The following is a 21,781-nucleotide window of genomic DNA, read 5'->3' as shown; positions in this document are numbered from 1 at the left end:
TGTTTGTGTGAAGTGATTCACATCCGCCGTGTCGATGGAGGCGCATTATAGGGAGTTCTCGAACGCCTGCAATAGAAAAATTGCAGAAAAATGACTGACTGCTGCATTCCCCAGCAAAACCCCGCTTTATACCCTTTTACACACAGAATTATCCACAGAAGCATGGCAAAAGAGGGCTCAAACCCCGGTACATCCACTGCCATATAAGGAGAGAATCATCGGCTGAAAGAGAAAGATAAAAATTCGCGAGCGTTGCGCAAACGTTTTCGTTACAATGCCGCGCTATGACACGGATGCCCGGTTGGGTGCGTTAGGTGAGTTTTTAGGCAAAAACTCACCTAACGCTCTCTGTAATGTTCAAATCCTGGGGATTTAATACCATGCAACAACGTCGTCCAGTCCGCCGCGCTCTGCTCAGTGTTTCTGACAAGGCCGGTATCGTCGAATTCGCGCAGGCGCTTTCCGCTCGTGGTGTCGAGCTGCTGTCCACCGGCGGCACCGCTCGCCTGCTGGCAGATAAAGGCCTGCCGGTTACCGAAGTCTCTGACTACACCGGTTTCCCGGAAATGATGGATGGACGCGTGAAGACCCTGCATCCGAAAGTACACGGCGGCATCCTCGGTCGTCGCGGTCAGGATGACGGTATCATGCAGCAACACGGTATCGCGCCTATCGATATGGTTGTCGTTAACCTTTATCCGTTTGCCCAGACCGTCGCTCGTGAAGGATGCTCGCTGGAAGACGCGGTGGAAAACATCGATATCGGCGGCCCGACCATGGTGCGCTCTGCAGCGAAGAACCATAAAGACGTCGCCATCGTGGTTAAGAGCAGCGACTACGACGCCATCATTAATGAGATGGACGCCAACGAAGGTTCCCTCACGCTGGACACCCGCTTCGACCTCGCCATTAAAGCCTTCGAACACACCGCCGCTTACGACAGCATGATCGCTAACTACTTCGGCAGCATGGTTCCGGCCTATCACGGCGAAAGCAAAGAAGCCGCTGGCCGCTTCCCGCGTACCCTGAATCTGAACTTCATTAAGAAGCAGGATATGCGCTACGGCGAAAACAGCCACCAGCAGGCGGCCTTCTATATAGAAGAGAATGTAAAAGAAGCCTCCGTGGCTACCGCCACCCAGCTGCAGGGCAAAGCGCTCTCCTATAACAATATTGCCGATACCGATGCGGCGCTGGAATGCGTGAAAGAGTTTAACGAGCCGGCCTGCGTTATCGTTAAGCATGCCAACCCGTGCGGCGTTGCCGTCAGCGACTCGATCCTCGACGCCTACGATCGCGCATACAAAACCGACCCAACCTCCGCGTTCGGCGGCATCATCGCCTTTAACCGCGAGCTGGATGCTGAAACCGCGCAGGCGATCATCTCTCGCCAGTTCGTCGAAGTGATCATCGCGCCATCCGCTAGCGAAGAAGCGCTGAAAATCACCGCCGCTAAGCAGAACGTCCGCGTACTGGTCTGCGGCCAGTGGGATGCTCGCGTCGCGGGTCTCGATTTCAAACGTGTCAATGGCGGCTTGCTGGTTCAGGACCGCGATCTCGGTATGGTCACCGCGGGCGAACTGCGCGTGGTTAGCAAACGTCAGCCGAGCGAGCAAGAGCTGCGCGATGCGCTGTTCTGCTGGAAAGTAGCGAAATTCGTCAAATCCAACGCCATCGTTTATGCCAAAGATAATATGACCATCGGTATAGGCGCCGGTCAGATGAGCCGCGTCTACTCAGCGAAAATTGCCGGGATTAAAGCCGGTGACGAAGGTCTGGAAGTGAAAGGTTCCGCCATGGCCTCTGACGCTTTCTTCCCGTTCCGCGATGGTATTGATGCCGCAGCCGCAGTAGGCATCACCTGCGTTATCCAACCGGGCGGTTCTATCCGCGACGAAGAAGTGATTGCCGCCGCGGATGAACATGGTATCGCCATGATCTTCACCGACATGCGCCACTTCCGCCATTAATTCACGGAGCAGCAGATGAAAGTATTAGTAATCGGCAACGGCGGGCGCGAGCACGCGCTGGCCTGGAAAGCGGCCCAGTCGCCGCTGGTTGATACCGTCTATGTCGCGCCGGGCAATGCGGGTACCGCGCTGGAGCCGGCGCTGCAAAACGTCGCCATCGGCGTCACCGATATTCCGGCCCTGCTACGCTTCGCGCAGGATGAGAAAATCGATCTGACGATCGTGGGTCCGGAAGCGCCGCTGGTCATTGGCGTAGTAGACGCATTCCGTGCCGCAGGGCTCGCCATCTTCGGGCCAACCGAAGGCGCCGCGCAGCTGGAGGGTTCAAAAGCCTTCACCAAAGATTTCCTCGCTCGTCATCATATCCCGACGGCGGAATACCAGAACTTCACCGAAGTTGAGCCTGCGCTGGCTTATCTGCGGGAGAAAGGCGCGCCGATCGTCATCAAAGCCGACGGTCTGGCGGCAGGTAAAGGCGTTATCGTGGCGATGACCCTTGAGGAAGCCGAAGCGGCGGTCAAAGATATGCTGGCCGGTAACGCCTTTGGCGATGCAGGCCACCGCATCGTGATTGAAGAGTTCCTAGATGGCGAAGAAGCCAGCTTTATTGTCATGGTCGACGGCGAGCACGTCCTGCCGATGGCCACCAGCCAGGATCACAAGCGCGTCGGCAACGGCGATACCGGCCCGAACACCGGTGGTATGGGCGCTTACTCCCCGGCACCGGTGGTTACTGATGAAGTCCATCAGCGCACCATGGAGCGGATTATCTGGCCAACCGTTAAAGGTATGGCCGCTGAAGGTAACACCTATACCGGTTTCCTGTATGCCGGTCTGATGATCGACAAGCAGGGCAATCCGAAGGTTATTGAGTTCAACTGCCGTTTTGGCGATCCGGAAACCCAGCCGATCATGCTGCGCATGAAATCCGATCTGGTAGAGCTGTGCCTCGCCGCCTGCGCGGGCAAGCTGGACGAGAAAACTTCCGAGTGGGATAACCGCGCTTCGCTGGGCGTCGTGGTTGCCGCCGGTGGCTATCCGGGCAGCTACAACACGGGCGATGAGATCCACGGCCTGCCGCAGCAGGAAGCCGCAGACGGTAAAGTCTTCCATGCCGGCACCAAACTGGCAGACGACCAGCGCGTGGTCACCAACGGCGGGCGCGTGCTGTGCGTGACCGCGCTGGGTGACACCGTGGCTCAGGCGCAGCAGCGCGCCTATGAACTGCTGACCGATATTCACTGGGACGGCAGCTTTAGCCGTAACGATATCGGCTGGCGCGCCATCGCGCGTGAGAAAACTAACGGCTGAGTTTTGCCAGCAGCGTTTTACGCGTAATGCCTAACTGACGGGCGGCTTCAGTTTTGTTGCCGCCCGTTTTTTCCAGCGCCGAGAGAATGACTTCTTTTTCGACTTCCACTAATGGCTGAATCAGCGCCTCATCGTTGACAGTGACCGGCAGCGGCGCGCCCGCTATCGCCAACGGCAGTTCACGCTCGGAAATGTAGTCTCCGGTCAGTAGCACCACCGCCCGCTCCACCGCATTTTCCAGTTCGCGGATATTTCCCGGCCAGCCGTAGTGAATCAACAGGTCCATCGCCTGCGGCGTAAATCCCTGCACCGTTTTACGATTGCGTTCGGCATAGCGCTTAAGAAAGTGCTGCGCCAGTTGCGGAATATCTTCACGCCGCTGACGCAGCGGCGGCATATCAATAGTTACGACATTCAGGCGGTAATAGAGATCCTGGCGAAAACGCCCGGCGCTCACCTCCTCCGCCAGATTACGATGGGTGGCGGCGATTAGCCGCACATCGACAGAAAGCGTCTGATTACTGCCCACGCGCTGCACTTCGCGTTCCTGAATCGCCCGCAGCAGACGCACCTGCATCAGCGGCGAGATATCGCCAATTTCATCAAGGAACAGCGTGCCGCCATCCGCCTCGACAAAACGCCCTTCCCGCCGCCGTTCCGCGCCGGTAAAAGCTCCTTTTTCATGGCCGAACAGCTCGGATTCCAGCAGCGACTCATTGAGCGCTGCGCAGTTTAGCGTCACCAGCGGCTTGTCGCGGCGCTCGCTGCAGGCGTGGATGGCGCGCGCCACCAGTTCTTTACCGGTTCCCGATTCGCCGCAGATCAGCACCGTCGCGTCCGAGGGCGCCACCAGCGTAATATTGTTGATAAGCGCCTGCATTGCCGGGCTTTCGCCAATCATGCCCCATCGTAAATCTGACGAGGCGCTGAGATCGCTCTCGCTCTGCCGGGTGTGCGCCAGCGCCTGAACCAGCGTCTGCTGTAGGGTGTCAAAATCCAGCGGCTTGACCAGATAATCCAGCGCGCCGGACTTAATAGCCTCAACCGCCGTGCCGACGCTGGAGAATGCCGTCATGATTAATACCGGAATCGCCGGGTTATAGGCTTTGATCTCTTTTAATGTCGCGATACCGTCCATCTCCGCCATGCGGATATCGCATAGCACCAGGTCGAAGACCTGCTGATGGATCTGCTCCAGCGCCTGCAGGCCGTTGTGGGCTAACGCCACTTGATAGCCCCAGCCACGCAGTAGCGCCTGCAGAATCGTGCAGTGGCTGACGTCATCATCGACAACCAGAATCTGTACTTTATCGCTGCTCATCTTCCCTCCGTTGAGCATCTACTGGTAGCCAAAGCGTAAATATCGCTCCGGCTCCCGGCTGACTTTCGGCGCGGATCGTCCCGCCATGTTGTTCGATAATATTCTGTACCACCGCCAGCCCCAGCCCTGTGCCGTCCGCCTTGGTGGTGAAATAAGGAGTGAAGATGGCCTGCAGCTCTTCATCGCTCATCCCCTTACCGCTATCCTTGACGACAATTTTCACACGTTGCCGATCGGCTTCGCTTGCCGATACGTGAATGACGCCGTCGCGGCCAATAGCCTGCATCGCATTCAGATACAGATTCAACAGCACCTGGTTCAGACGGTCGGGGTCGGCTTTAATCGAGGTTAATTCAGGGCGCGGAGTAAATTGCAGTTCGATCCCGCGACTCTGCGCATCCTGGCTTACCAGCTGCAATGAGTGATGGATAAGCGCGTTAATATCGACCGGCTGGTAGTTTAAATGGGCAGGGCGAACCAGCTCCAGCAGTTCGCTGACGACCCGGTTCAGGCGGTCGGCCTCTTTCGCCATCACCAGCGCTAACTCCTGCGCCTCGCCGCCCGGCGGCGTACGCTCGGCAAAATACTTTGCCAGTCCTTTAATCGAAGAGAGCGGATTGCGGATCTCATGCGCGACGCCAGCCGCCAGATGCCCAAGGGCCATCAGTTTTTCTTTGCGGGCCATCGCCTCCTGTAGCTGCTGACGTGAACGACGGTAGCGGCGGAACCAGAACTGAGCGAGGATCGTCGCGACGATGACCAGCGCCGCGGCCACCAGCATGATCATCATGTTACGCAAGCCGCGAGCCTGCGCCGCATCCAGCTCGCGGCTATCAAAGGCGATAAAAATCACCTGTGGAACATTGGGCTGAGCCAGCGCGCTGTTGCAGCGCTTCATCATCCCCATATGGTGACCACGAGCAGGGTTAAGCGGGCGAAACTGGCGATAAATCTCCAGCGCCGGTTGCGGCTCGGCAAGCCGGCGCCAGCGCTCCTGCTCGCCAACCTTGAGTTCACGCATTTGCGCAGGACTGTACAGCGCGGTATCCACCTGTTGCGGGTCGCTGTGGGCGATAATCTTACCGTTTTCATCGGTCACCGCGAACCACAGCACTCCGGGCTGCCATGCCATCTCCTCCAGCAACGCCTGCAGCTGCGCGTGATGCATTCGCATCCCCATGCCGACACGCGTGCCGGACTCCAGGGCGCGGATCAGCACACTCCCCTTTTCTTCGATGTTTTGCCGGGCGGCGGCGGTCTCCCGACCATAATCGCGGACGATCATCGCGGAAAATAGAAGAACTAACAGGACGACCGTGCCGGTCAGTAACCAGCTCATGGTGTCTCGGGAAAATGAGGTAATGCGCGGCATGGGCGGGTCCTTATCGTGTCCTTATTCGCTATCACCAGGATCCATCAGCAGAAATCATGCCATTTTTCCACACCGTGAAACCTGTCCTCAGACATATCGCTGGTGATTTAGCGAGTAAAAATGACTCGCGGACTCCAGCCGCAACGGGTCATTTTTACTCGCCAGAGTCACGTTTGCCGCGGGCCGGCCAGTATTGACGCGCTTTTTCAGGCTGGCATGGAAGATGCAACACAGAGGGAAACCACACAGGAGATCAAGCCATGAAACGGAAACCGACTTTATCCCTCATCTTCGCGGCGATTGCCGCACTGACCTTTGGCAGTAACGCGGCCTGGGCTGGGCATCACTGGGGCTACAATAACGGAATGGGCGCGCAGGGTTACAGCCAGCTCACCCAGGAACAGCAAGCGACAGTGCAGAAGCTACATGACAATTACTATGCGCAAACCAGCGCCCTGCGCCAGCAGCTGCAGTCCAAACGCTACGAGTACAATGCGCTGCTCACCGCGCAGAAGCCGGAAAGCGGAAAAATTGAAGCCGTGGCGAAGGAAATGGAAACGTTAAGCCAGCAGCTGGATCAGCAGCGGGTAAAATTTGATATCGCCCTGGCTGAAGCAGGCGTTCCTCGCGGCGCGGGTATGGGTTACGGCGGCTGCCGCGGTAATGGCGGTGGTCATATGGGCATGAACCACTGGTAAAACTCAGAACGATTTTTCGCTCGGCTGCCAGGTACAGAAGTTTTCGTTAGCCACCAGCAGCAGCTGAGCGCCTTCCGGTGCTTCCAGCCACGCCACGCTCACTTCTACGGAGGAGTGATTCTGGCGGCGTTCAATATGCGCTAATGCCCGCTCATCAAGGTCAGGCTTCACGGTCTGGCCTTCACAGGTAGTCACGGTACGATCGGCATGCCAGCGCCCCTGACGTAATACCACCCGTCCTTGACGCAAGGCGTCACTGGTTTCGCGGATTTGCTGTGCGCGGTAGCGGTACAGCGCGACCTGGTCGTTCGAAAGCTGCTGTTTTTCACCATCTACTTCACGCTGCATAAAGCTTAGCTCGCCCTGGGCGTCAAAGCGGGCGCGAATATGTTCCGGCGGTTTACCGTATACGTTGAGCTCAATAAGCGTTAGTTGGCCATCCTGCCAGCGGTACTCGCTGGTTGAGGTGTCGCCGCGGTGCCACGGACTAAAGGCGGCAAGCAGGTGTACTTCATCGCCGGCATCTTTGCGCCAGATGCGCATGGCGCCCTGGTTATCGGCGTAGCCGCTGGCGGTGAAAGGAGGAAGAGAAGAATCGTGACTGCAGGCAGTGAGCAATAGCGCGCCTGCCAGCGTCAGCGTGCGACGCCAGTTAGACAAAAGGGGCTTAAAAGCCCCTTCGTTAAAACTGGACACTGCCACGCGGTCTTACTTGACTGCGTCTTTCAGCGCTTTGCCAGAAACAAATGCTGGCACGTTAGCTGCAGCGATTTTGATTTCTTTACCGGTCTGCGGGTTGCGGCCAGTACGCTCAGCACGGTGGTTCACTTTGAAGGTACCGAAACCAACCAGTTGAACAGCATCACCTTCTTTCAGAGACTCGGTAATTGCAGCCAGGGTGGATTCCAGGGCAGCTTTTGCCTGTGCTTTAGACAGGTCAGCTTTGTCCGCAATTACATCAATCAGTTGAGTCTTGTTCATAAGTTATCCTTACAATGTGTTTATCGCTTGCTAAGCATCGAGTGCGACGGAAATGCCAGAAAAGCACTCTCCTGCATACACGCACCGATAGCCACTTTTTTTCGCCCCCCAAATGTAGACCAGACAGGGGGCGGAATGGAAGTCTTCAGACGCTACAATTCAGGCGGTAAATCACGTTTTGTGGTCTCATTGCTGAAAATTTATACCAATATTGCTCTCGCCGGCCTCTCGCAGGTCTGCACGCAGCCCTTTAATCAGTTCAAGATCGCGTTCTTCGCAGTCGGCCAACAGGCGGAAAATCTCCCACTGAATGTCCCATTCTTGTTCAACCGCCGGGTTGGCTCTGAGCTCTTCATCGGTCATTTCGCGACCTTCCTGAGTCATTTCCAGCATCGCGACGGTAGTAATAGAAGTCTTACTGACCTCGATAGCATGTTCCAGCGTTTCACCGCTCAGGCGTGAGTGGATTAATTCGCTCAGCGCGACGCAGGCATCGATAGCCGGATAGACGCCGTACATGTCGTAGTCATCCGCGGACGGAATCGCCTCTTCCAGCTTTTCCAGCTGACTATCGAAATTCACCTTCGCATCTTTTACCGTCAGCGTTTCCCAGATCAGGTCAAGGATACGACGATATAACTGGCCGTCGCCGAACTCGGTTTGCTTGCAGAACATGGCGTAGTTAGGGTACATACGCTCGCACAGGCAGGCCATAAAGGTGACGTGCTGCCAGCTCTCCAGTTTCTCCAGGCGCAGGTGAATCGGGTTTTGTAACATGATGAATTCTCGAAGTCAGAAATTAGGCGCAGTGTACCTGAATCAGCCGTGATTTGCTTGCCAACGCACAAAGGAAGGCCGACGGGATGCCACGGCATCGGCCCAGCGCGTCGGCTCGGGTAGACGATAGCCCTGCATACAACGTTCCACCCACATTAACGCGCTATCGATACCCACGCGGTGGCCCGTACTGATAAACAGCGGGTTGCAGCGTGCTTTGCTGCGCCAGACCCAGGCCAGCTGATCGCCTTTGTCGATTAATGGCGCCAGCGCTCCGGGCTCGGCGCCAAGCGGTTCAAACTTGCCGCATAAACGTTTTTTCGCTACGCCAATCGTTGGCACATCAACCATCAGGCCAAAATGGCTGGCGACGCCAAGCCGCCGGGGATGCGAAATACCGTGCCCGTCGACGAACAACAGATCGGGCTTTTGTGATAGCTGTTGCCACGCCGCCAGCAGCGCGGGGGTCTCGCGAAAGGAGAGAAAGCCTGGGATGTACGGCATCGTGGTGGCGACGCGCGCCACCTGATATTCCACCAGCTCAAGCTCCGGATAAGTTAGCAGCACCATCGCAGCTCGGGTAATTTCCCCCTCCTGCTCAAACCCCACATCGGCGCCGCCGATCAGCACCGGCGGGTCGCGATCCAATCGGTCCGCACGTTCTACCGACGCGGCTAAAGATTGCTGTTGGGTCCGTAGCGCAGCTAAATCCATCATGCTTATCTCCTATTGGTGATATTGCGCGGAGAGACGATGCACCGCCTCAACAAAGACTCCTGCATGCTGTGGGTCGACGTCCTGATGGATGCCGTGGCCAAGGTTAAAGACATGGCCTTCGCCCTGGCCGAAGCCGGCGAGAATGTTCGCCACTTCGTCTTCAATGCGGGCGGCAGGGGCATAAAGCATCGACGGGTCCATATTGCCCTGCAGCGCCACTTTGTGGCCTACGCGACGGCGAGCATCGGCAATATCGGTGGTCCAGTCGAGACCCAGCGCATCGCAGCCGGTCTCCGCCATCGCTTCCAGCCATTGTCCGCCGCCTTTGGTGAACAGCGTTACCGGTACGCGACGGCCTTCGTTTTCCCGCAGCAGGCCATCGACGATTTTATGCATGTAGTAGAGCGAGAATTGCTGATAGTCGCGGCCGGTCAACACGCCGCCCCAGGTGTCGAAAATCATCACCGACTGCGCGCCTGCTTTGATCTGCGCGTTCAGATACAGGGTGACGCTTTTCGCCAGCTTATCCAGCAGCGCGTGCAGCGCCTGCGGTTCGGCGTACATCAACTTTTTGATGACGGTAAAGGCTTTGCTGCTGCCGCCTTCGACCATATAGGTCGCCAGCGTCCACGGGCTGCCGGAAAAACCAATCAGCGGTACTTCGCCTTTCAGTTCACGGCGAATGGTGCGCACGGCGTTCATCACGTAGCCTAATTCTTGTTCCGGGTCCGGCACCGGCAGTTTGTCGACGTCGGCTTTGCATTTCACCGGCGAGGTGAAGCGCGGGCCTTCGCCAGCTTCAAAGTACAGCCCCAGCCCCATCGCATCCGGAATCGTCAGGATGTCCGAAAAGAGGATCGCCGCATCCAGCGGGTAACGGCGCAGCGGCTGTAGCGTTACTTCGCAGGCCAGCTCGGCATTTTTACACAGCGACATGAAATCGCCCGCTTGCGCGCGGGTGGCTTTGTATTCCGGGAGATAGCGGCCCGCCTGGCGCATCATCCACACCGGGGTGACATCAACCGGCTGGCGCAGCAGCGCACGCAGGTAACGATCGTTTTTCAGTTCGGTCATTTTTACATTCCTTTAGCGTTGATGCGCCCAGTGTAACATGTCACTCGTACTCTGCCCGACACATCGCCACCGTATCTTCGATCAGGCGTCGCGCCACCGTGCCCGGCGGCGGCAGTAGCGGCAAATCGTCATAGCGATACCACTCTGCGCTCAGCAGCTCTTTCTTATCCACGACAATATCGCCGCTATCGTATTCAGCCATAAAGGCGGTCATCAATGATTGCGGGAAGGGCCACGGCTGGGAGGTCACATAGCGCAGGTTTTTCACCTTAATGCCGCTCTCTTCCATCACTTCGCGGGCGACCGCCTGCTCAAGGGTTTCACCCACTTCGACAAACCCGGCCAACACCGTATGGACACCATTACGATGGCGGGTATGCTGCGCCAGCAGAATTGAATCGTCGCGACGAATGGCGACGATAATGCAGGGGGCAATTTGCGGATAATAGCGCTCGCGGCAGTGGCCGCACAGCATCGCCCACTCGGTTTTACTGACATGCATCGGGTGGCCACAGTAGCCGCAGAATTTATGCGATCGATAAAACTCGGCCAACTGGATCCCGCGCCCTGCTAACTGGAAAAGCCCAGGATCCTGATCCAATACCTGGCGCAGCGATCCCATATCACGGCGACGATCCTGACGCACCAGCCACACCGCTTCGCCTTGCCACTCGCCGAGATGTAGCGCGCGTTCACCGACAAGATCAAAATTTACCGCTTCGCCATGTGGTAATTCCCCTGCGGGAAGCCATAATTTTTGTTCGTGACTGACGATCCACCAGCCGCGATCTAATTTTTCAATAATACGATCCATATCTATTGCGCTACCTTCGTTTTACTGGCACTTTTAACATTATATTTACATTTGCTGAGCAACGTTATTTTTAATCTTGCGGAGTCAATCATGTTAAACCAGCTGGAAAACCTGACGGAACGTGTTGGAGGCAATAACAAACTGGTCGATCGCTGGCTGCTTGTGCGTAAGCATTTGCTCGTGGCTTACTACAACCTGGTTGGCCTGAAACCCGGCAAAGAGTCCTTTATGCGGCTTAATGAAAAGGCGCTGGATGACTTTTGCCAAAGCCTGGTGGATTACCTCTCATCCGGTCATTTTAATATTTATGAACGTATTATCGGAGAAATGGAAGGGAGTACCCCTCTTTTAGCCGCCACCAAAATCTACCCGCAGCTGGAAGCCAATACCCAGCAGATGATGGACTATTACGATACCTGCCTCGAAAACGCCATCGATCATGATAACTATCTCGAATTTCAGCAGGCGCTGTCAGATATCGGCGAATCGCTGGAGGCGCGCTTCGCGCTTGAGGACAAGCTGCTGGCGCTGGTCGTCGCTCACGATCAGAAAGACAACGTTGGCGACAATATCGCGCCGACCGCTTGAGTTGTGAACCGTTAACGAGTAATTTACATACATTATCCCTCTGCGGAGGGATTTCATCTTGTCGGAGTGCCTATTTTCCACGCGAACGCTGAAGTGGAAAAGGCTGAGACCGTTTATTCGGGATCCGCGGAACCTGATCAGGCTAATACCTGCGAAGGGAACAAGAGTAAACTGCTGGTCGCACCTGCCCGTTCCGGGCTGGTCGCATCTGTTACTCCATCCGTCGTCTGACAAGCCATCTCCTTTTTTTGTAACTGGAATGCGCTATGTCTACTACCAAACTGACCCGCCGGGAACAACGCGAACACGCGCAGCGATTCATTGATACGCTGGAAGGTACCGCTTTTCCCAATTCACGCCGCATTTACATTCAAGGCTCACAGGCTGATATCCGCGTCCCGATGCGTGAAATCCAGCTCAGCCCGACGCTCATCGGCGGTGACAACGACAACCCCCAATACGAAGCCAACGAACCGATACCGGTGTATGACACCTCCGGGCCTTACGGCGACCCGGAGATCAACATCGATGTCCGCCAGGGGCTGGCAAAACTACGCCAACCGTGGATCGACGCGCGTAACGACTGCGCACCGCTCAACGAACGCAGCTCGGCTTACACTAAAGCGCGGCTGGCCGACGATGGCCTTGATGAACTGCGCTTCGGCGGCCTGCTGACGCCTAAACGCGCCGTCGCTGGCAAATGCGTGACGCAACTACACTATGCCCGCCAGGGGATCGTCACCCCGGAGATGGAATTCATCGCCATTCGCGAAAACATGGGCCGCGAGCGTATCCGCAGCGAGGTGCTGCGCCAGCAGCATCCCGGAGAAAGCTTTGGCGCACGCCTGCCGGACAACATTACCGCCGAATTCGTCCGCGATGAAGTCGCTGCCGGGCGAGCCATCATCCCGGCCAATATCAATCACCCGGAATCCGAGCCGATGATTATCGGCCGCAACTTCCTGGTGAAAGTGAATGCCAATATCGGCAACTCGGCGGTGACCTCTTCCATCGAAGAAGAAGTCGAGAAGCTGGTCTGGTCAACCCGCTGGGGTGCCGACACGGTAATGGACCTCTCCACCGGCCGCTATATCCACGAGACCCGCGAATGGATCCTGCGCAACAGCCCGGTGCCGATTGGTACCGTCCCGATTTACCAGGCGCTGGAGAAGGTCAACGGCATTGCTGAGAACCTGACCTGGGAAGCCTTCCGCGATACCCTGCTGGAACAGGCCGAACAGGGCGTCGACTACTTCACGATTCATGCCGGGGTGCTGCTGCGTTACGTGCCGATGACCGCGAAGCGGCTGACCGGGATCGTCTCGCGCGGCGGTTCGATCATGGCCAAGTGGTGCCTGTCGCATCATCAGGAAAACTTCCTCTACCAGCACTTCCGCGAAATCTGTGAAATCTGCGCCGCCTATGACGTGTCGCTGTCCCTCGGCGATGGTCTGCGCCCCGGCTCGATTCAGGATGCCAACGACGAGGCTCAGTTCGCCGAGCTGCATACGCTGGGCGAGCTGACTAAAATCGCCTGGGAGTATGACGTTCAGGTGATGATTGAAGGCCCCGGCCACGTGCCGATGCAGATGATTCGCCGCAATATGACCGAAGAGCTGGAGCACTGCCACGAAGCGCCGTTCTACACGCTGGGGCCGCTCACCACCGACATCGCGCCGGGCTATGATCATTTCACTTCCGGTATCGGCGCGGCAATGATTGGCTGGTTTGGCTGCGCCATGCTGTGCTACGTCACGCCAAAAGAACATCTCGGCTTGCCCAACAAAGAGGATGTAAAACAGGGGCTGATTACCTACAAAATCGCCGCCCACGCCGCCGACCTCGCTAAAGGCCACCCCGGGGCGCAGATCCGCGACAACGCGATGTCAAAAGCACGTTTCGAATTCCGCTGGGAAGACCAGTTCAACCTCGCGCTCGATCCCTTTACCGCGCGGGCCTATCACGATGAAACCTTACCGCAGGAATCCGGCAAGGTCGCCCACTTCTGCTCCATGTGCGGACCGAAATTCTGTTCGATGAAGATCACGCAAGAGGTCCGCGACTACGCCGCAAAGCAAAATATCGAAGCCGGCATGGCCGATATGTCGAATAACTTCCGCGCCCGCGGCGGTGAAATCTACCTGAAAAAGGAAAATGCCTGATGTACCAGCCTGACTTTCCGCCCGTACCGTTTCGTCTCGGGCTTTATCCGGTTGTCGATAGCGTGGCGTGGATTGAGCGCCTGCTGGAAGCCGGCGTACGCACTATTCAATTGCGGATCAAGGACCAGCGCGACAGCGACGTAGAGGATGATGTTATCGCCGCCATCGCGCTTGGCCGCCGCTATCGCGCGCGTCTGTTTATCAATGATTACTGGCAACTGGCGATTAAGCACCGGGCGTATGGCGTACATCTGGGTCAAGAGGACCTGGAAACCACCGACCTGAGCGCCATCCGTCAAGCCGGACTGCGCCTTGGCGTCTCCACTCACGACGACATGGAAATTGACGTCGCGCTGGCGGCGCGCCCTTCCTATATCGCACTGGGACACGTCTTCCCGACACAAACCAAACAGATGCCTTCGGCGCCGCAGGGCCTCGAACAGCTTGCCGGGCATATTCAGCGGCTGGCCGATTATCCGACGGTAGCGATAGGCGGCATCAGTCTGGAAAAAGCACCGGGCGTACTGGCGACCGGCGTTGGCAGCATCGCGGTCGTCAGCGCCATTACCCAGGCAGCAGACTGGCAGGCTGCCACTGCACAACTGTTAGCGCTGGCGGGAGCAGGCGATGAATGATCACGATTTCATGCGCTATAGCCGCCAGTTGCTGCTGGAAGATATCGCCATCGAGGGGCAGCAGAAACTGTTAGCCAGCCGGGCGCTGATTATTGGTCTGGGCGGCTTAGGTTCGCCGGCGGCGCTATATCTGGCGGGGGCCGGCGTCGGGACGCTGACGCTGGCCGATGACGACGCGGTACATCTCAGCAACCTACAGCGGCAAATTCTGTTCACCAGCGACGATATCGACCAGCCAAAAGCCGCGGCGGCAAAGACGCGGCTCAACCAACTCAATCCGCAAATCCGCCTCGTGGCGCTACAGCAGCGTTTAAGCGGCGAGGCGCTGCGCGCTGAAGTGGCGAAAGCCGACGTGGTGCTGGACTGTACCGATAACATGATCGCCCGCCAGGCGATTAACGCCGCCTGCGTCGCCCTTGAGACGCCGCTGGTGACCGCCAGCGCCGTCGGCTTCGGCGGCCAGTTGATGGTGCTGACGCCGCCCTGGGCGCAGGGCTGCTATCGCTGCCTGTGGCCGGACACCGCCGAACCGCAACGTAACTGCCGCACCGCGGGGATCGTCGGTCCGGTCGTCGGCATGATGGGGACGCTGCAGGCGCTGGAGGCCATAAAGCTCCTTAGCGGCATGGCGACGCCGCGCAACACGCTACGGCTGTTTGACGCCCGCACCAGCAACTGGCGCAACCTTGCGCTGCAAAAGGCCCAGGGCTGCCCGGTATGCGGAGGCCATGATGCAAGTCTGGTTTAACGACGAACCGCTGGAGTGCGCGGACAACCTCAGCGTAAGCGCCCTGCTCAGCCAACTGGAACAGCTCCAGCCGGGCGTTGCGCTGGCGCTCAATCAACACATCCTGCCACGCGATCGGTGGGAAGATCATCTCTTGCAGGAAGGCGATCGGGTCCTGCTTTTTCAGGTTATCGCCGGAGGCTGACATGTTACGTATTGCTGATAAGACATTTGAATCCCACCTTTTTACCGGAACCGGCAAATTCGCTGCCCCGGAGGTGATGGTCGAGGCGATTCGCGCCTCGGGAAGCCAGCTGGTGACGCTGGCGATGAAGCGCGTCGATTTACGCCAGCATAATGACGCGATTCTCGCGCCGCTGCTGGCGGCGGGCGTTAACCTGCTGCCGAATACCTCAGGCGCCAAGACGGCGGAAGAAGCGGTATTTGCCGCTCGCCTGGCGCGGGAAGCCTTAGGCACCCACTGGCTGAAACTTGAGATCCATCCGGACGCTCGCTGGCTGCTGCCTGACCCCATTGAAACCCTGAAGGCGGCGGAACTGCTGGTGCGCGAAGGGTTTGTCGTCCTGCCCTATTGCGGCGCCGACCCGGTCCTGTGCAAACGGCTGGAAGAGGCTGGCTGCGCGGCGGTGATGCCGCTGGGCGCGCCGATAGGCTCCAACCAGGGGCTGGAAACCAGAGCCATGCTGGAGATTATTATCGAACAGGCGACGGTACCGGTGGTGGTTGATGCCGGGATCGGCGTGCCGAGCCACGCGGCGCAGGCGCTGGAGATGGGCGCTGATGCGGTGCTGGTCAATACCGCCATTGCCGTCGCCGACGATCCTGTCGCCATGGCCCGCGCCTTCCGCATGGCGGTCGATGCCGGATTACTGGCGCGTCAGGCCGGACCGGGCGCACGCAGTACACAGGCACAAGCCACCAGCCCGCTGACCGGCTTTCTGGAGGCGCTGGCATGAAGACCTTTAGCGATCACTGGCGGCAGCTGGAGTGGGATGACATCCGCCTGCGTATCAACAGCAAAACCGCCGCCGACGTCGAACGGGCGCTGGCGGCAAAGCAGCTCACCCGCGATGATATGATGGCCCTGCTCTCGCCTGCCGCGGCCGATTACCTTGAACCGCTGGCCCAGCGCGCGCAGCGCCTCACCCGCCAGCGCTTCGGCAACACCGTCAGCTTTTACGTACCGTTGTATTTGTCCAACCTGTGCGCCAACGACTGTACCTACTGCGGCTTCTCAATGAGTAATCGCATTAAGCGCAAGACGCTGGATGAAGCAGAGATTGTCCGCGAATGCGCCGCAATCCGCGATTTAGGCTTTGAGCATTTGTTACTGGTCACCGGCGAACATCAGAGTAAGGTCGGAATGGATTATTTCCGCCAGCACCTGCCATCCATCCGCCGCCAGTTTGCCTCGCTGCATATGGAAGTGCAGCCACTGGCGACCGAAGAGTATGCCGAACTAAAAACGCTGGGGCTTGATGGGGTGATGGTCTACCAGGAGACCTACCATGAAGGCATGTATGCCCAGCACCACTTGAAAGGTAAAAAGCAGGATTTCTTCTGGCGCCTTGATACGCCGGATCGCCTGGGCGAAGCGGGGATCGACAAGATCGGCCTCGGCGCGCTCATTGGTCTTTCCGACAGCTGGCGGGTGGACTGCTTTATGGTCGCCGAACATCTGCTGTGGCTACAGCAGCGCTACTGGCGCAGCCGTTACTCTATCTCCTTCCCGCGTTTACGCCCTTGTGCCGGAGGGATTGCGCCAGCCTCGCTGATGGACGAACGTCAGCTGGTGCAAACCATTTGCGCCTTCCGCCTGCTGGCGCCGGAGGTTGAGCTGTCGCTCTCGACCCGTGAATCACCGTGGTTCCGCGACCGGGTGATCCCGCTGGCGATTAACAACGTCAGCGCGTTCTCCAAAACCCAGCCCGGCGGCTACGCCGACGATCATCCGGAGCTTGAGCAATTTGCGCCACACGACGATCGCCGCCCTGAAGAGGTCGCCAGCGCGCTGGCCGCCCGTGGCCTGCAGCCGGTATGGAAAGACTGGGATAGCTGGCTGGGACGCGCCTCGCAATCATCATGAAGCATGCTGCAAGCAGCTGATTATTTTGCGTGCCTGCACGAGAGATGAAAAACGGAGGCTCGCCGAACTGCCGCCGTTTTTCTATTCTGCCCTGGTCAGCAGCGGACGCTGACCAGGGCGAGCTTTTCTTTCCTCTCTTCGCCCTGCCTCTACCGTCCGCACTGCCGCAAACATATTGCTATTAAATATTAATCACGATGATGAGCGCACTCAGCGTTATAATTTAGCGATAGTTACCTGATTCGCTAAGCAGGCATGCTGGCTTAACCTGCGTCTAAACCCACGGTTTATACCCTAAATAATTCGAGTTGCAGGACAAAACGGCTAGCCGTTTTGAACAGCGCTTGCGCTGGCCCCGTAGGGGCGAGGCTGAAGGCCGAGTCACGCGGCGACGCAGCGAATCCCCAGAAGCTTACTTCAGTAAGTGACTGGGGTGAGCGAGGAAAGCCAACGCACATGCAACTTGAAGTATGACGGGTATATTGATTCTGGACGATTAACAACTCATGGCACGCCACAACAGAAAGCTCTCTTTTACTACGCCAATCGTAGTGGGGTTTGCAGGGATTTTGCTCAGTTTTTTACTGATCGCAATCTTTGTTACCGCGACGCAGAAGAAAAACTTTCTTGAAGATTATCACCATATTAACCGCAACTTCACCCATAACCTTGCGGTGAACTACACCGAATCGCTGCTGCGCGAAAATGACTACATTCTGGCGCGCGCGACGAAATACTTTGCCCGCGACGATGCGCTCAATAGCGCCGTAAATCTCAATCCGCAAAAGGGTCTGGACGATTTGATGCGTCTGCAGGAGCTGATGCCGACGGTCTCCTCCATTTCGCTTGCCGATACTCTTGGTCATTATCTGCGCGCCCCCGAAGTGATGGAAGGCGATGAGAGCCGCACGTTTGATCCAAAAACGCGCCCCTGGTTTATTCGCCAGGCGGAAGCCAGTACCTTCAGCCTCTATACCACTCCTTACCTTGATTACTTCACCCACCACCCTACCGTTACCGTCTACCGGCCTGTCATTTCACCGCAGGGAAGGCTCAAAGGTAGTCTGGCATTTCATATGGATCTGACCTCAATGGGCTACGCGTTACGGCAGATTGTCTCGCCGGTACAGGGCGAGTTTTTTGTCGTGCAACGCGACGGCAAAGTGGTTATCCATCCCGATACCGGCGCGCTATTTAAAACCTACGTTAGCGCGGAACTGATGGACAAAATGACCAGCGCGGAAGGCCAACTTTATGATGAGGAACATAAGGCCTGGTACTACTACTATTCCTTTACCAACCCTGACTGGTTCGTTATTTTCCGCGTCACCGATGCCACCCTTGATGACCTGACGCGCTATGAAACCGATATTGTCGCCTGGGGGTTCGCCCTCGCCGCCATTGTCATCGTCCTGTTCGGGCTATATCTGCGCCACGCTTCGCGTACCGTACTGATGAACATCATTAACGCCATTAAGACCGGCGACGTCAAACGCGCGCCGCGGCTGGAAGCCATGCTCAGCAAAGCGATCGAGAGCAATAAACAGCGTGAGCTCACCTATGTCCGCCAGGCCACCATCGATGCGCTAACCGGCTGCAAAAATCGCCGCGCCTTCGACAGCGATATCGCCGCCCTGATGAACGATCACCAGCCTTTCGCCCTCGCGTTGGTCGATATCGACAACTTTAAATCAATTAATGATACCTGGGGCCACCTCAATGGCGACATCGTGCTGCGCAACGTCGCGCGTGAAGGGATACAGATCCTGCAGCCGCAGGAGATCTCGCTTTACCGCTACGGCGGCGAAGAATTTGCCGTTATCTTCCCTGCCGAACATATCGACAACGCACTCACCATTCTGGAGAGCTGGCGCCTTAACGTTGCCAGCCGAACCTGGCGCGAAGAAGGATTAACCGTCACCTTTAGCGCCGGCCTCGGGGAATGGAATATGGAGCCGCTGGAAAAACTGGTCGTTAGCGTGGATGAAGCGTTGTATAAGGCCAAACAGCAGGGCAAGAATCGAATCGTTCGCGCCTGAGCACAACTCCCTGATAGCCCGCTTTTGCGGGCTTTTTTATCTCGGCCGCTGCAAAATTGAAACCGGTTTCATTTTTTGTGATGTTTTACACACAATCATGGTGAAGCGGTTGTGCCGTGCCGCCGCCCGCGATAAAGATGATGCATCAAGGAACATACATAAGGGCGATGAAACTATGAAGAATATCGTTTTATGCTGTGCCGCAGGAATGTCCACCAGCATGCTGGTGCAACGCATGAAAGAGGCCGCGCAAAAGAAAGGCATCGAAGTCTCGATCAAAGCTGTGCCGGTAGCGGAGTTCAAAGATAACCTGGCTGAGGCGGATATTATCCTGCTCGGCCCACAGGTGAAGTACGAGCAGGCGAAACTACAGGCGCTAGCCGACCCGGTCGGTAAAAAGGTCGCCGTTATTGACATGATGGATTACGGCATGATGAAAGGCGATGCCGTTCTGGATAAAGCCCTGAAGCTGATGGAGTAAGGCATGGAAGATTTAGAGACAATTATCATGGAGCTGCTGGTCAACGCCGGCTCCGCACGCAGTTCTGCCCTCACCGCCCTGCAGCAGGCGCGTAAAGGCGATTTTGCCGCCGCCGAACAGGCTATGGCCGACTCCCACGAATTCGTGAAGCATGCGCATAAAATCCAGACCCAGCTTATTGGCCTGGACGAAGGCAGCGGCAAGCTGCCGGTGAACCTGATTACCGTGCATTCCCAGGATCATCTAATGAACGCGATGGTGATTCAGGATTTAGCAACCGATATGATCGAACTGTATCGCCGCCTGCCGCCCGCACAATAATCCCGCTGATTTATCAGGCGCCGCCAGCGGCGCCTGTCTCACTTACAGAAAACCGTACATCGCCGCGAACACCCAGCCAAAGACGCAAGAAACGCTCACGCCAATTAATCCCGGCAGGATAAAGCTATGGTTTATGACGAAGCGGCCAATATGGGTCGTGCCTGAACGGTCAAACTGAATCGCCGCCAGATCGCTTGGGTAAGTCGGCAGGATGTAATAGCCGTAGCAGGCGGGCGCGGAAGCCACGATATAGGCCGGGTCAACGCCGATCGCCAGCGCTACCGGGACAATCGCCGCCAGCGCCGCCGCCTGAGAGTTGACGAACTTCGATACCAATAACAGCACGATAGCGTAGGCCCACGGGTACTCCTTCACCATCTCTCCGAGCACGCCTTTAATCTCGGTCATGTGCGCGCCAAACATGGTTTCCGCCATCCATGCAATACCGTACACCGCGACGATAGCGATCATCCCCGAGCGGAAAACCTCATTTTTAGAAATCGACGCCGGGTTAGTTTTGGTAATGATGATGATAAGCGCCCCGGAGAGCAGCATGAACATCTGGATCACCAGTACCATTGAGAGAGGCTTACCATCGAACGCCGGGCGCAGTTCGGAAAACGCGCCAAGCAGCGCCACTACGGCGATTGAGGCAAGGAAGATCCACATCGCGATCCAGTTGCTGGTCGGCAGCTTTTTATCCAATAGCGTGGCCGTATCGCCATAAACATAATGACGGTTTTCCGGTACTGCAATAAACGCCTGGAAGGTCTCGTCTTTATCAAGGTCCTTACCGCGGAACCAGCTGAAGATGCCAATCGCCAAAATCCCCAGTAGCGTTGACGGAATGGTTATCGCCAGTAGATCGAGAAACTCAAGGTGCTTACCGTTAAAGGTAAAATTCCCGAGCATCGCCACCAGCGAGACCACCGCCACCGAAACCGGACTGGCAATAATCCCCATTTGAGCGCCAATCGAGCTCGCCGCCATCGGCCGCTCCGGGCGAATATTATTTTTGATAGCTACGTCGTAAATAATTGGCAGGATCGTATACACCACGTGGCCGGTACCGCACAGGATCGTCAGCGTACAGGTGACGAATGGCGCAACGATAGAAACGTATTTGGGGTTGCGCCGCAGGAGCTTCTCGGCAATCTGCAGCATCACGTCTAAACCGCCGGATGCCTGTAGCGTCGCCGAGGCGGCCACCACCGCGATAATCACCAGCATGACATCAACCGGCGGTTTTCCTGGTTTAAGATGAAAGACAAAAACTAAGATAACTAAGCCAATGCCGCCTAAAAGGCCGAGCGCAATGCCACCCTTTTTCGCGCCGTAGAACAGACAAATTAAGATAATGATGAGCTGTATAGCAAATTCCATGCATCCCCCAGAAGCTATCCATTAATAACGACAATACTCTCCGCCTTATTTTTATTTTGCTCACCACCTCCATTGCCTTTTAACAGGCGCAGTGACCCCCTCAGTTGCGGTAAACCGAAAAGGATGGGGAAAAGTAATCACATGATTCTTTGAGTGTTTTGACTATATAGCGTTTGCGGCGCCTATTTTTTGATACATGTAGAATTTTTATCCATCGATTAGTGATGGCATAAAGAAATAGCAAATAGATAATTATCAGACATGTTTAATTTGCTAATTAATTGCGGCAATTACATTAAATAA

The 21,781-nt window shown here is 56.7% G+C and carries 22 protein-coding genes and 1 riboswitch; of the genes, 13 read left to right on the top strand and 9 right to left on the bottom strand.

Annotated elements, in window-relative coordinates; all coding sequences use genetic code 11:
- The first annotated feature begins 380 nt into the window (after positions 1–380).
- On the top strand, positions 381–1,970 hold the full coding sequence (gene purH / locus ABLU86_RS17430) for a bifunctional phosphoribosylaminoimidazolecarboxamide formyltransferase/IMP cyclohydrolase (protein ID WP_047039963.1): 1,590 nt from the start codon (positions 381–383) through the stop codon (positions 1,968–1,970).
- A 15-nt stretch (positions 1,971–1,985) separates the two neighbouring features.
- A complete protein-coding gene (gene purD, locus ABLU86_RS17425; RefSeq protein WP_015368805.1) occupies positions 1,986–3,281 on the top strand; it encodes a phosphoribosylamine--glycine ligase in 1,296 nt (431 codons plus the stop codon).
- On the opposite strand, the gene zraR is transcribed toward purD, so the two are convergent.
- Both zraR and zraS read right to left on the bottom strand, forming a co-directional pair.
- Positions 3,271–4,602: a sigma-54-dependent response regulator transcription factor ZraR gene (gene zraR / locus ABLU86_RS17420; RefSeq protein WP_157195111.1), complete on the bottom strand. Its 1,332-nt coding sequence runs from the start codon at positions 4,600–4,602 to the stop codon at positions 3,271–3,273. The two genes, purD and zraR, sit on opposite strands and share 11 nt — an antisense overlap.
- Positions 4,589–5,974 (bottom strand): two-component system sensor histidine kinase ZraS, encoded by a 1,386-nt coding sequence (zraS, locus tag ABLU86_RS17415; protein WP_032713821.1) that lies wholly within the window; start codon positions 5,972–5,974, stop codon positions 4,589–4,591. The genes zraR and zraS overlap by 14 nt, the downstream gene beginning before the upstream one ends.
- A 260-nt stretch (positions 5,975–6,234) precedes the next feature.
- Here zraS and zraP point away from each other — a divergent pair, with 260 nt between their 5' ends.
- Positions 6,235–6,672: a zinc resistance sensor/chaperone ZraP gene (gene zraP, locus ABLU86_RS17410; RefSeq protein WP_015704018.1), complete on the top strand. Its 438-nt coding sequence runs from the start codon at positions 6,235–6,237 to the stop codon at positions 6,670–6,672.
- 3 nt (positions 6,673–6,675) lie between these two features.
- On the opposite strand, the gene ABLU86_RS17405 is transcribed toward zraP, so the two are convergent.
- The 6 genes from ABLU86_RS17405 to nudC form a co-directional block, all read right to left on the bottom strand.
- On the bottom strand, positions 6,676–7,368 hold the full coding sequence (locus tag ABLU86_RS17405; RefSeq protein WP_015704017.1) for a DUF1481 domain-containing protein: 693 nt from the start codon (positions 7,366–7,368) through the stop codon (positions 6,676–6,678).
- Positions 7,369–7,380: 12 nt separating this feature from the next.
- Positions 7,381–7,653, bottom strand: coding sequence for a nucleoid-associated protein HU-alpha (hupA, locus tag ABLU86_RS17400; protein ID WP_002884342.1), 273 nt, complete (start codon positions 7,651–7,653; stop codon positions 7,381–7,383).
- A gap of 186 nt (positions 7,654–7,839) precedes the next feature.
- Positions 7,840–8,430, bottom strand: a complete 591-nt coding sequence (locus ABLU86_RS17395; protein WP_015704016.1) for a YjaG family protein — start codon at positions 8,428–8,430, stop codon at positions 7,840–7,842.
- Positions 8,431–8,472: 42 nt separating this feature from the next.
- Positions 8,473–9,144 carry a deoxyribonuclease V gene (gene nfi / locus ABLU86_RS17390; RefSeq protein ID WP_026612433.1) on the bottom strand — a complete coding sequence of 224 codons (672 nt, stop codon included), beginning with the start codon at positions 9,142–9,144 and terminating at the stop codon, positions 8,473–8,475.
- 12 nt (positions 9,145–9,156) lie between these two features.
- Positions 9,157–10,221, bottom strand: coding sequence for a uroporphyrinogen decarboxylase (gene hemE / locus ABLU86_RS17385; protein WP_020079898.1), 1,065 nt, complete (start codon positions 10,219–10,221; stop codon positions 9,157–9,159).
- A gap of 40 nt (positions 10,222–10,261) precedes the next feature.
- Complete coding sequence (gene nudC / locus ABLU86_RS17380) at positions 10,262–11,035, bottom strand: NAD(+) diphosphatase (protein WP_020079899.1); 774 nt, start codon at positions 11,033–11,035, stop codon at positions 10,262–10,264.
- Between the two features lie 90 nt (positions 11,036–11,125).
- On the opposite strand from nudC, the gene ABLU86_RS17375 reads away from it, so the two are divergent.
- The 10 genes from ABLU86_RS17375 (at position 11,126) to ABLU86_RS17330 (ending at position 20,095) form a co-directional block, all read left to right on the top strand.
- A complete protein-coding gene (locus ABLU86_RS17375) occupies positions 11,126–11,623 on the top strand; it encodes an Rsd/AlgQ family anti-sigma factor (protein WP_015368814.1) in 498 nt (165 codons plus the stop codon).
- A 52-nt stretch (positions 11,624–11,675) separates the two neighbouring features.
- Positions 11,676–11,800, top strand: a riboswitch (TPP riboswitch).
- Positions 11,801–11,889: 89 nt separating this feature from the next.
- Positions 11,890–13,785: a phosphomethylpyrimidine synthase ThiC gene (gene thiC, locus ABLU86_RS17370; RefSeq protein ID WP_348796034.1), complete on the top strand. Its 1,896-nt coding sequence runs from the start codon at positions 11,890–11,892 to the stop codon at positions 13,783–13,785.
- Positions 13,785–14,420, top strand: coding sequence for a thiamine phosphate synthase (gene thiE, locus ABLU86_RS17365; protein WP_020079901.1), 636 nt, complete (start codon positions 13,785–13,787; stop codon positions 14,418–14,420). Before thiC ends, thiE begins: the two co-directional genes overlap by 1 nt.
- Entirely contained in the window at positions 14,413–15,168 is a 756-nt protein-coding gene (locus ABLU86_RS17360) for a HesA/MoeB/ThiF family protein (RefSeq protein WP_015704011.1), read from the top strand. The genes thiE and ABLU86_RS17360 overlap by 8 nt, the downstream gene beginning before the upstream one ends.
- Complete coding sequence (thiS, locus tag ABLU86_RS17355; RefSeq protein WP_020079902.1) at positions 15,152–15,352, top strand: sulfur carrier protein ThiS; 201 nt, start codon at positions 15,152–15,154, stop codon at positions 15,350–15,352. The genes ABLU86_RS17360 and thiS overlap by 17 nt, the downstream gene beginning before the upstream one ends.
- Before the next feature lies 1 nt (position 15,353).
- Positions 15,354–16,124 carry a thiazole synthase gene (thiG, locus tag ABLU86_RS17350; RefSeq protein WP_020079903.1) on the top strand — a complete coding sequence of 257 codons (771 nt, stop codon included), beginning with the start codon at positions 15,354–15,356 and terminating at the stop codon, positions 16,122–16,124.
- Positions 16,121–17,254 (top strand): 2-iminoacetate synthase ThiH, encoded by a 1,134-nt coding sequence (gene thiH, locus ABLU86_RS17345; RefSeq protein ID WP_020079904.1) that lies wholly within the window; start codon positions 16,121–16,123, stop codon positions 17,252–17,254. Before thiG ends, thiH begins: the two co-directional genes overlap by 4 nt.
- A 506-nt stretch (positions 17,255–17,760) precedes the next feature.
- Positions 17,761–19,293: a sensor domain-containing diguanylate cyclase gene (locus ABLU86_RS17340; RefSeq protein ID WP_020079905.1), complete on the top strand. Its 1,533-nt coding sequence runs from the start codon at positions 17,761–17,763 to the stop codon at positions 19,291–19,293.
- A gap of 175 nt (positions 19,294–19,468) precedes the next feature.
- Positions 19,469–19,774: a PTS sugar transporter subunit IIB gene (locus ABLU86_RS17335; RefSeq protein WP_032715413.1), complete on the top strand. Its 306-nt coding sequence runs from the start codon at positions 19,469–19,471 to the stop codon at positions 19,772–19,774.
- Positions 19,775–19,777: 3 nt separating this feature from the next.
- On the top strand, positions 19,778–20,095 hold the full coding sequence (locus tag ABLU86_RS17330; protein ID WP_015704005.1) for a PTS lactose/cellobiose transporter subunit IIA: 318 nt from the start codon (positions 19,778–19,780) through the stop codon (positions 20,093–20,095).
- 42 nt (positions 20,096–20,137) lie between these two features.
- Here ABLU86_RS17330 and dcuB read toward each other — a convergent pair whose 3' ends face one another.
- Positions 20,138–21,478 carry an anaerobic C4-dicarboxylate transporter DcuB gene (gene dcuB / locus ABLU86_RS17325; RefSeq protein WP_015368823.1) on the bottom strand — a complete coding sequence of 447 codons (1,341 nt, stop codon included), beginning with the start codon at positions 21,476–21,478 and terminating at the stop codon, positions 20,138–20,140.
- Between the last annotated feature and the right edge of the window lie 303 nt (positions 21,479–21,781).

Source organism: Klebsiella sp. JN_Kp121 (assembly GCF_040062145.1).
In the GTDB taxonomy this organism is placed as follows: domain Bacteria; phylum Pseudomonadota; class Gammaproteobacteria; order Enterobacterales; family Enterobacteriaceae; genus Klebsiella; species Klebsiella aerogenes.
The sequence above is the reverse complement of the archived record's forward strand: the minus strand, read 5'-3'. Positions and strand labels throughout refer to the sequence as shown.

Coding starts and splice junctions, on each gene's coding strand:
- purH (WP_047039963.1), top strand. CDS start 381: ATGCAACAACGTCGTCCAGTCCGCCGCGCTCTGCTCAGTGTTTCTGAC.
- purD (WP_015368805.1), top strand. CDS start 1,986: ATGAAAGTATTAGTAATCGGCAACGGCGGGCGCGAGCACGCGCTGGCC.
- zraR (WP_157195111.1), bottom strand. CDS start 4,602: ATGAGCAGCGATAAAGTACAGATTCTGGTTGTCGATGATGACGTCAGC.
- zraS (WP_032713821.1), bottom strand. CDS start 5,974: ATGCCGCGCATTACCTCATTTTCCCGAGACACCATGAGCTGGTTACTG.
- zraP (WP_015704018.1), top strand. CDS start 6,235: ATGAAACGGAAACCGACTTTATCCCTCATCTTCGCGGCGATTGCCGCA.
- hupA (WP_002884342.1), bottom strand. CDS start 7,653: ATGAACAAGACTCAACTGATTGATGTAATTGCGGACAAAGCTGACCTG.
- ABLU86_RS17395 (WP_015704016.1), bottom strand. CDS start 8,430: ATGTTACAAAACCCGATTCACCTGCGCCTGGAGAAACTGGAGAGCTGG.
- nfi (WP_026612433.1), bottom strand. CDS start 9,144: ATGGATTTAGCTGCGCTACGGACCCAACAGCAATCTTTAGCCGCGTCG.
- hemE (WP_020079898.1), bottom strand. CDS start 10,221: ATGACCGAACTGAAAAACGATCGTTACCTGCGTGCGCTGCTGCGCCAG.
- nudC (WP_020079899.1), bottom strand. CDS start 11,035: ATGGATCGTATTATTGAAAAATTAGATCGCGGCTGGTGGATCGTCAGT.
- ABLU86_RS17375 (WP_015368814.1), top strand. CDS start 11,126: ATGTTAAACCAGCTGGAAAACCTGACGGAACGTGTTGGAGGCAATAAC.
- thiC (WP_348796034.1), top strand. CDS start 11,890: ATGTCTACTACCAAACTGACCCGCCGGGAACAACGCGAACACGCGCAG.
- thiE (WP_020079901.1), top strand. CDS start 13,785: ATGTACCAGCCTGACTTTCCGCCCGTACCGTTTCGTCTCGGGCTTTAT.
- ABLU86_RS17360 (WP_015704011.1), top strand. CDS start 14,413: ATGAATGATCACGATTTCATGCGCTATAGCCGCCAGTTGCTGCTGGAA.
- thiS (WP_020079902.1), top strand. CDS start 15,152: ATGCAAGTCTGGTTTAACGACGAACCGCTGGAGTGCGCGGACAACCTC.
- thiG (WP_020079903.1), top strand. CDS start 15,354: ATGTTACGTATTGCTGATAAGACATTTGAATCCCACCTTTTTACCGGA.
- thiH (WP_020079904.1), top strand. CDS start 16,121: ATGAAGACCTTTAGCGATCACTGGCGGCAGCTGGAGTGGGATGACATC.
- ABLU86_RS17340 (WP_020079905.1), top strand. CDS start 17,761: ATGGCACGCCACAACAGAAAGCTCTCTTTTACTACGCCAATCGTAGTG.
- ABLU86_RS17335 (WP_032715413.1), top strand. CDS start 19,469: ATGAAGAATATCGTTTTATGCTGTGCCGCAGGAATGTCCACCAGCATG.
- ABLU86_RS17330 (WP_015704005.1), top strand. CDS start 19,778: ATGGAAGATTTAGAGACAATTATCATGGAGCTGCTGGTCAACGCCGGC.
- dcuB (WP_015368823.1), bottom strand. CDS start 21,478: ATGGAATTTGCTATACAGCTCATCATTATCTTAATTTGTCTGTTCTAC.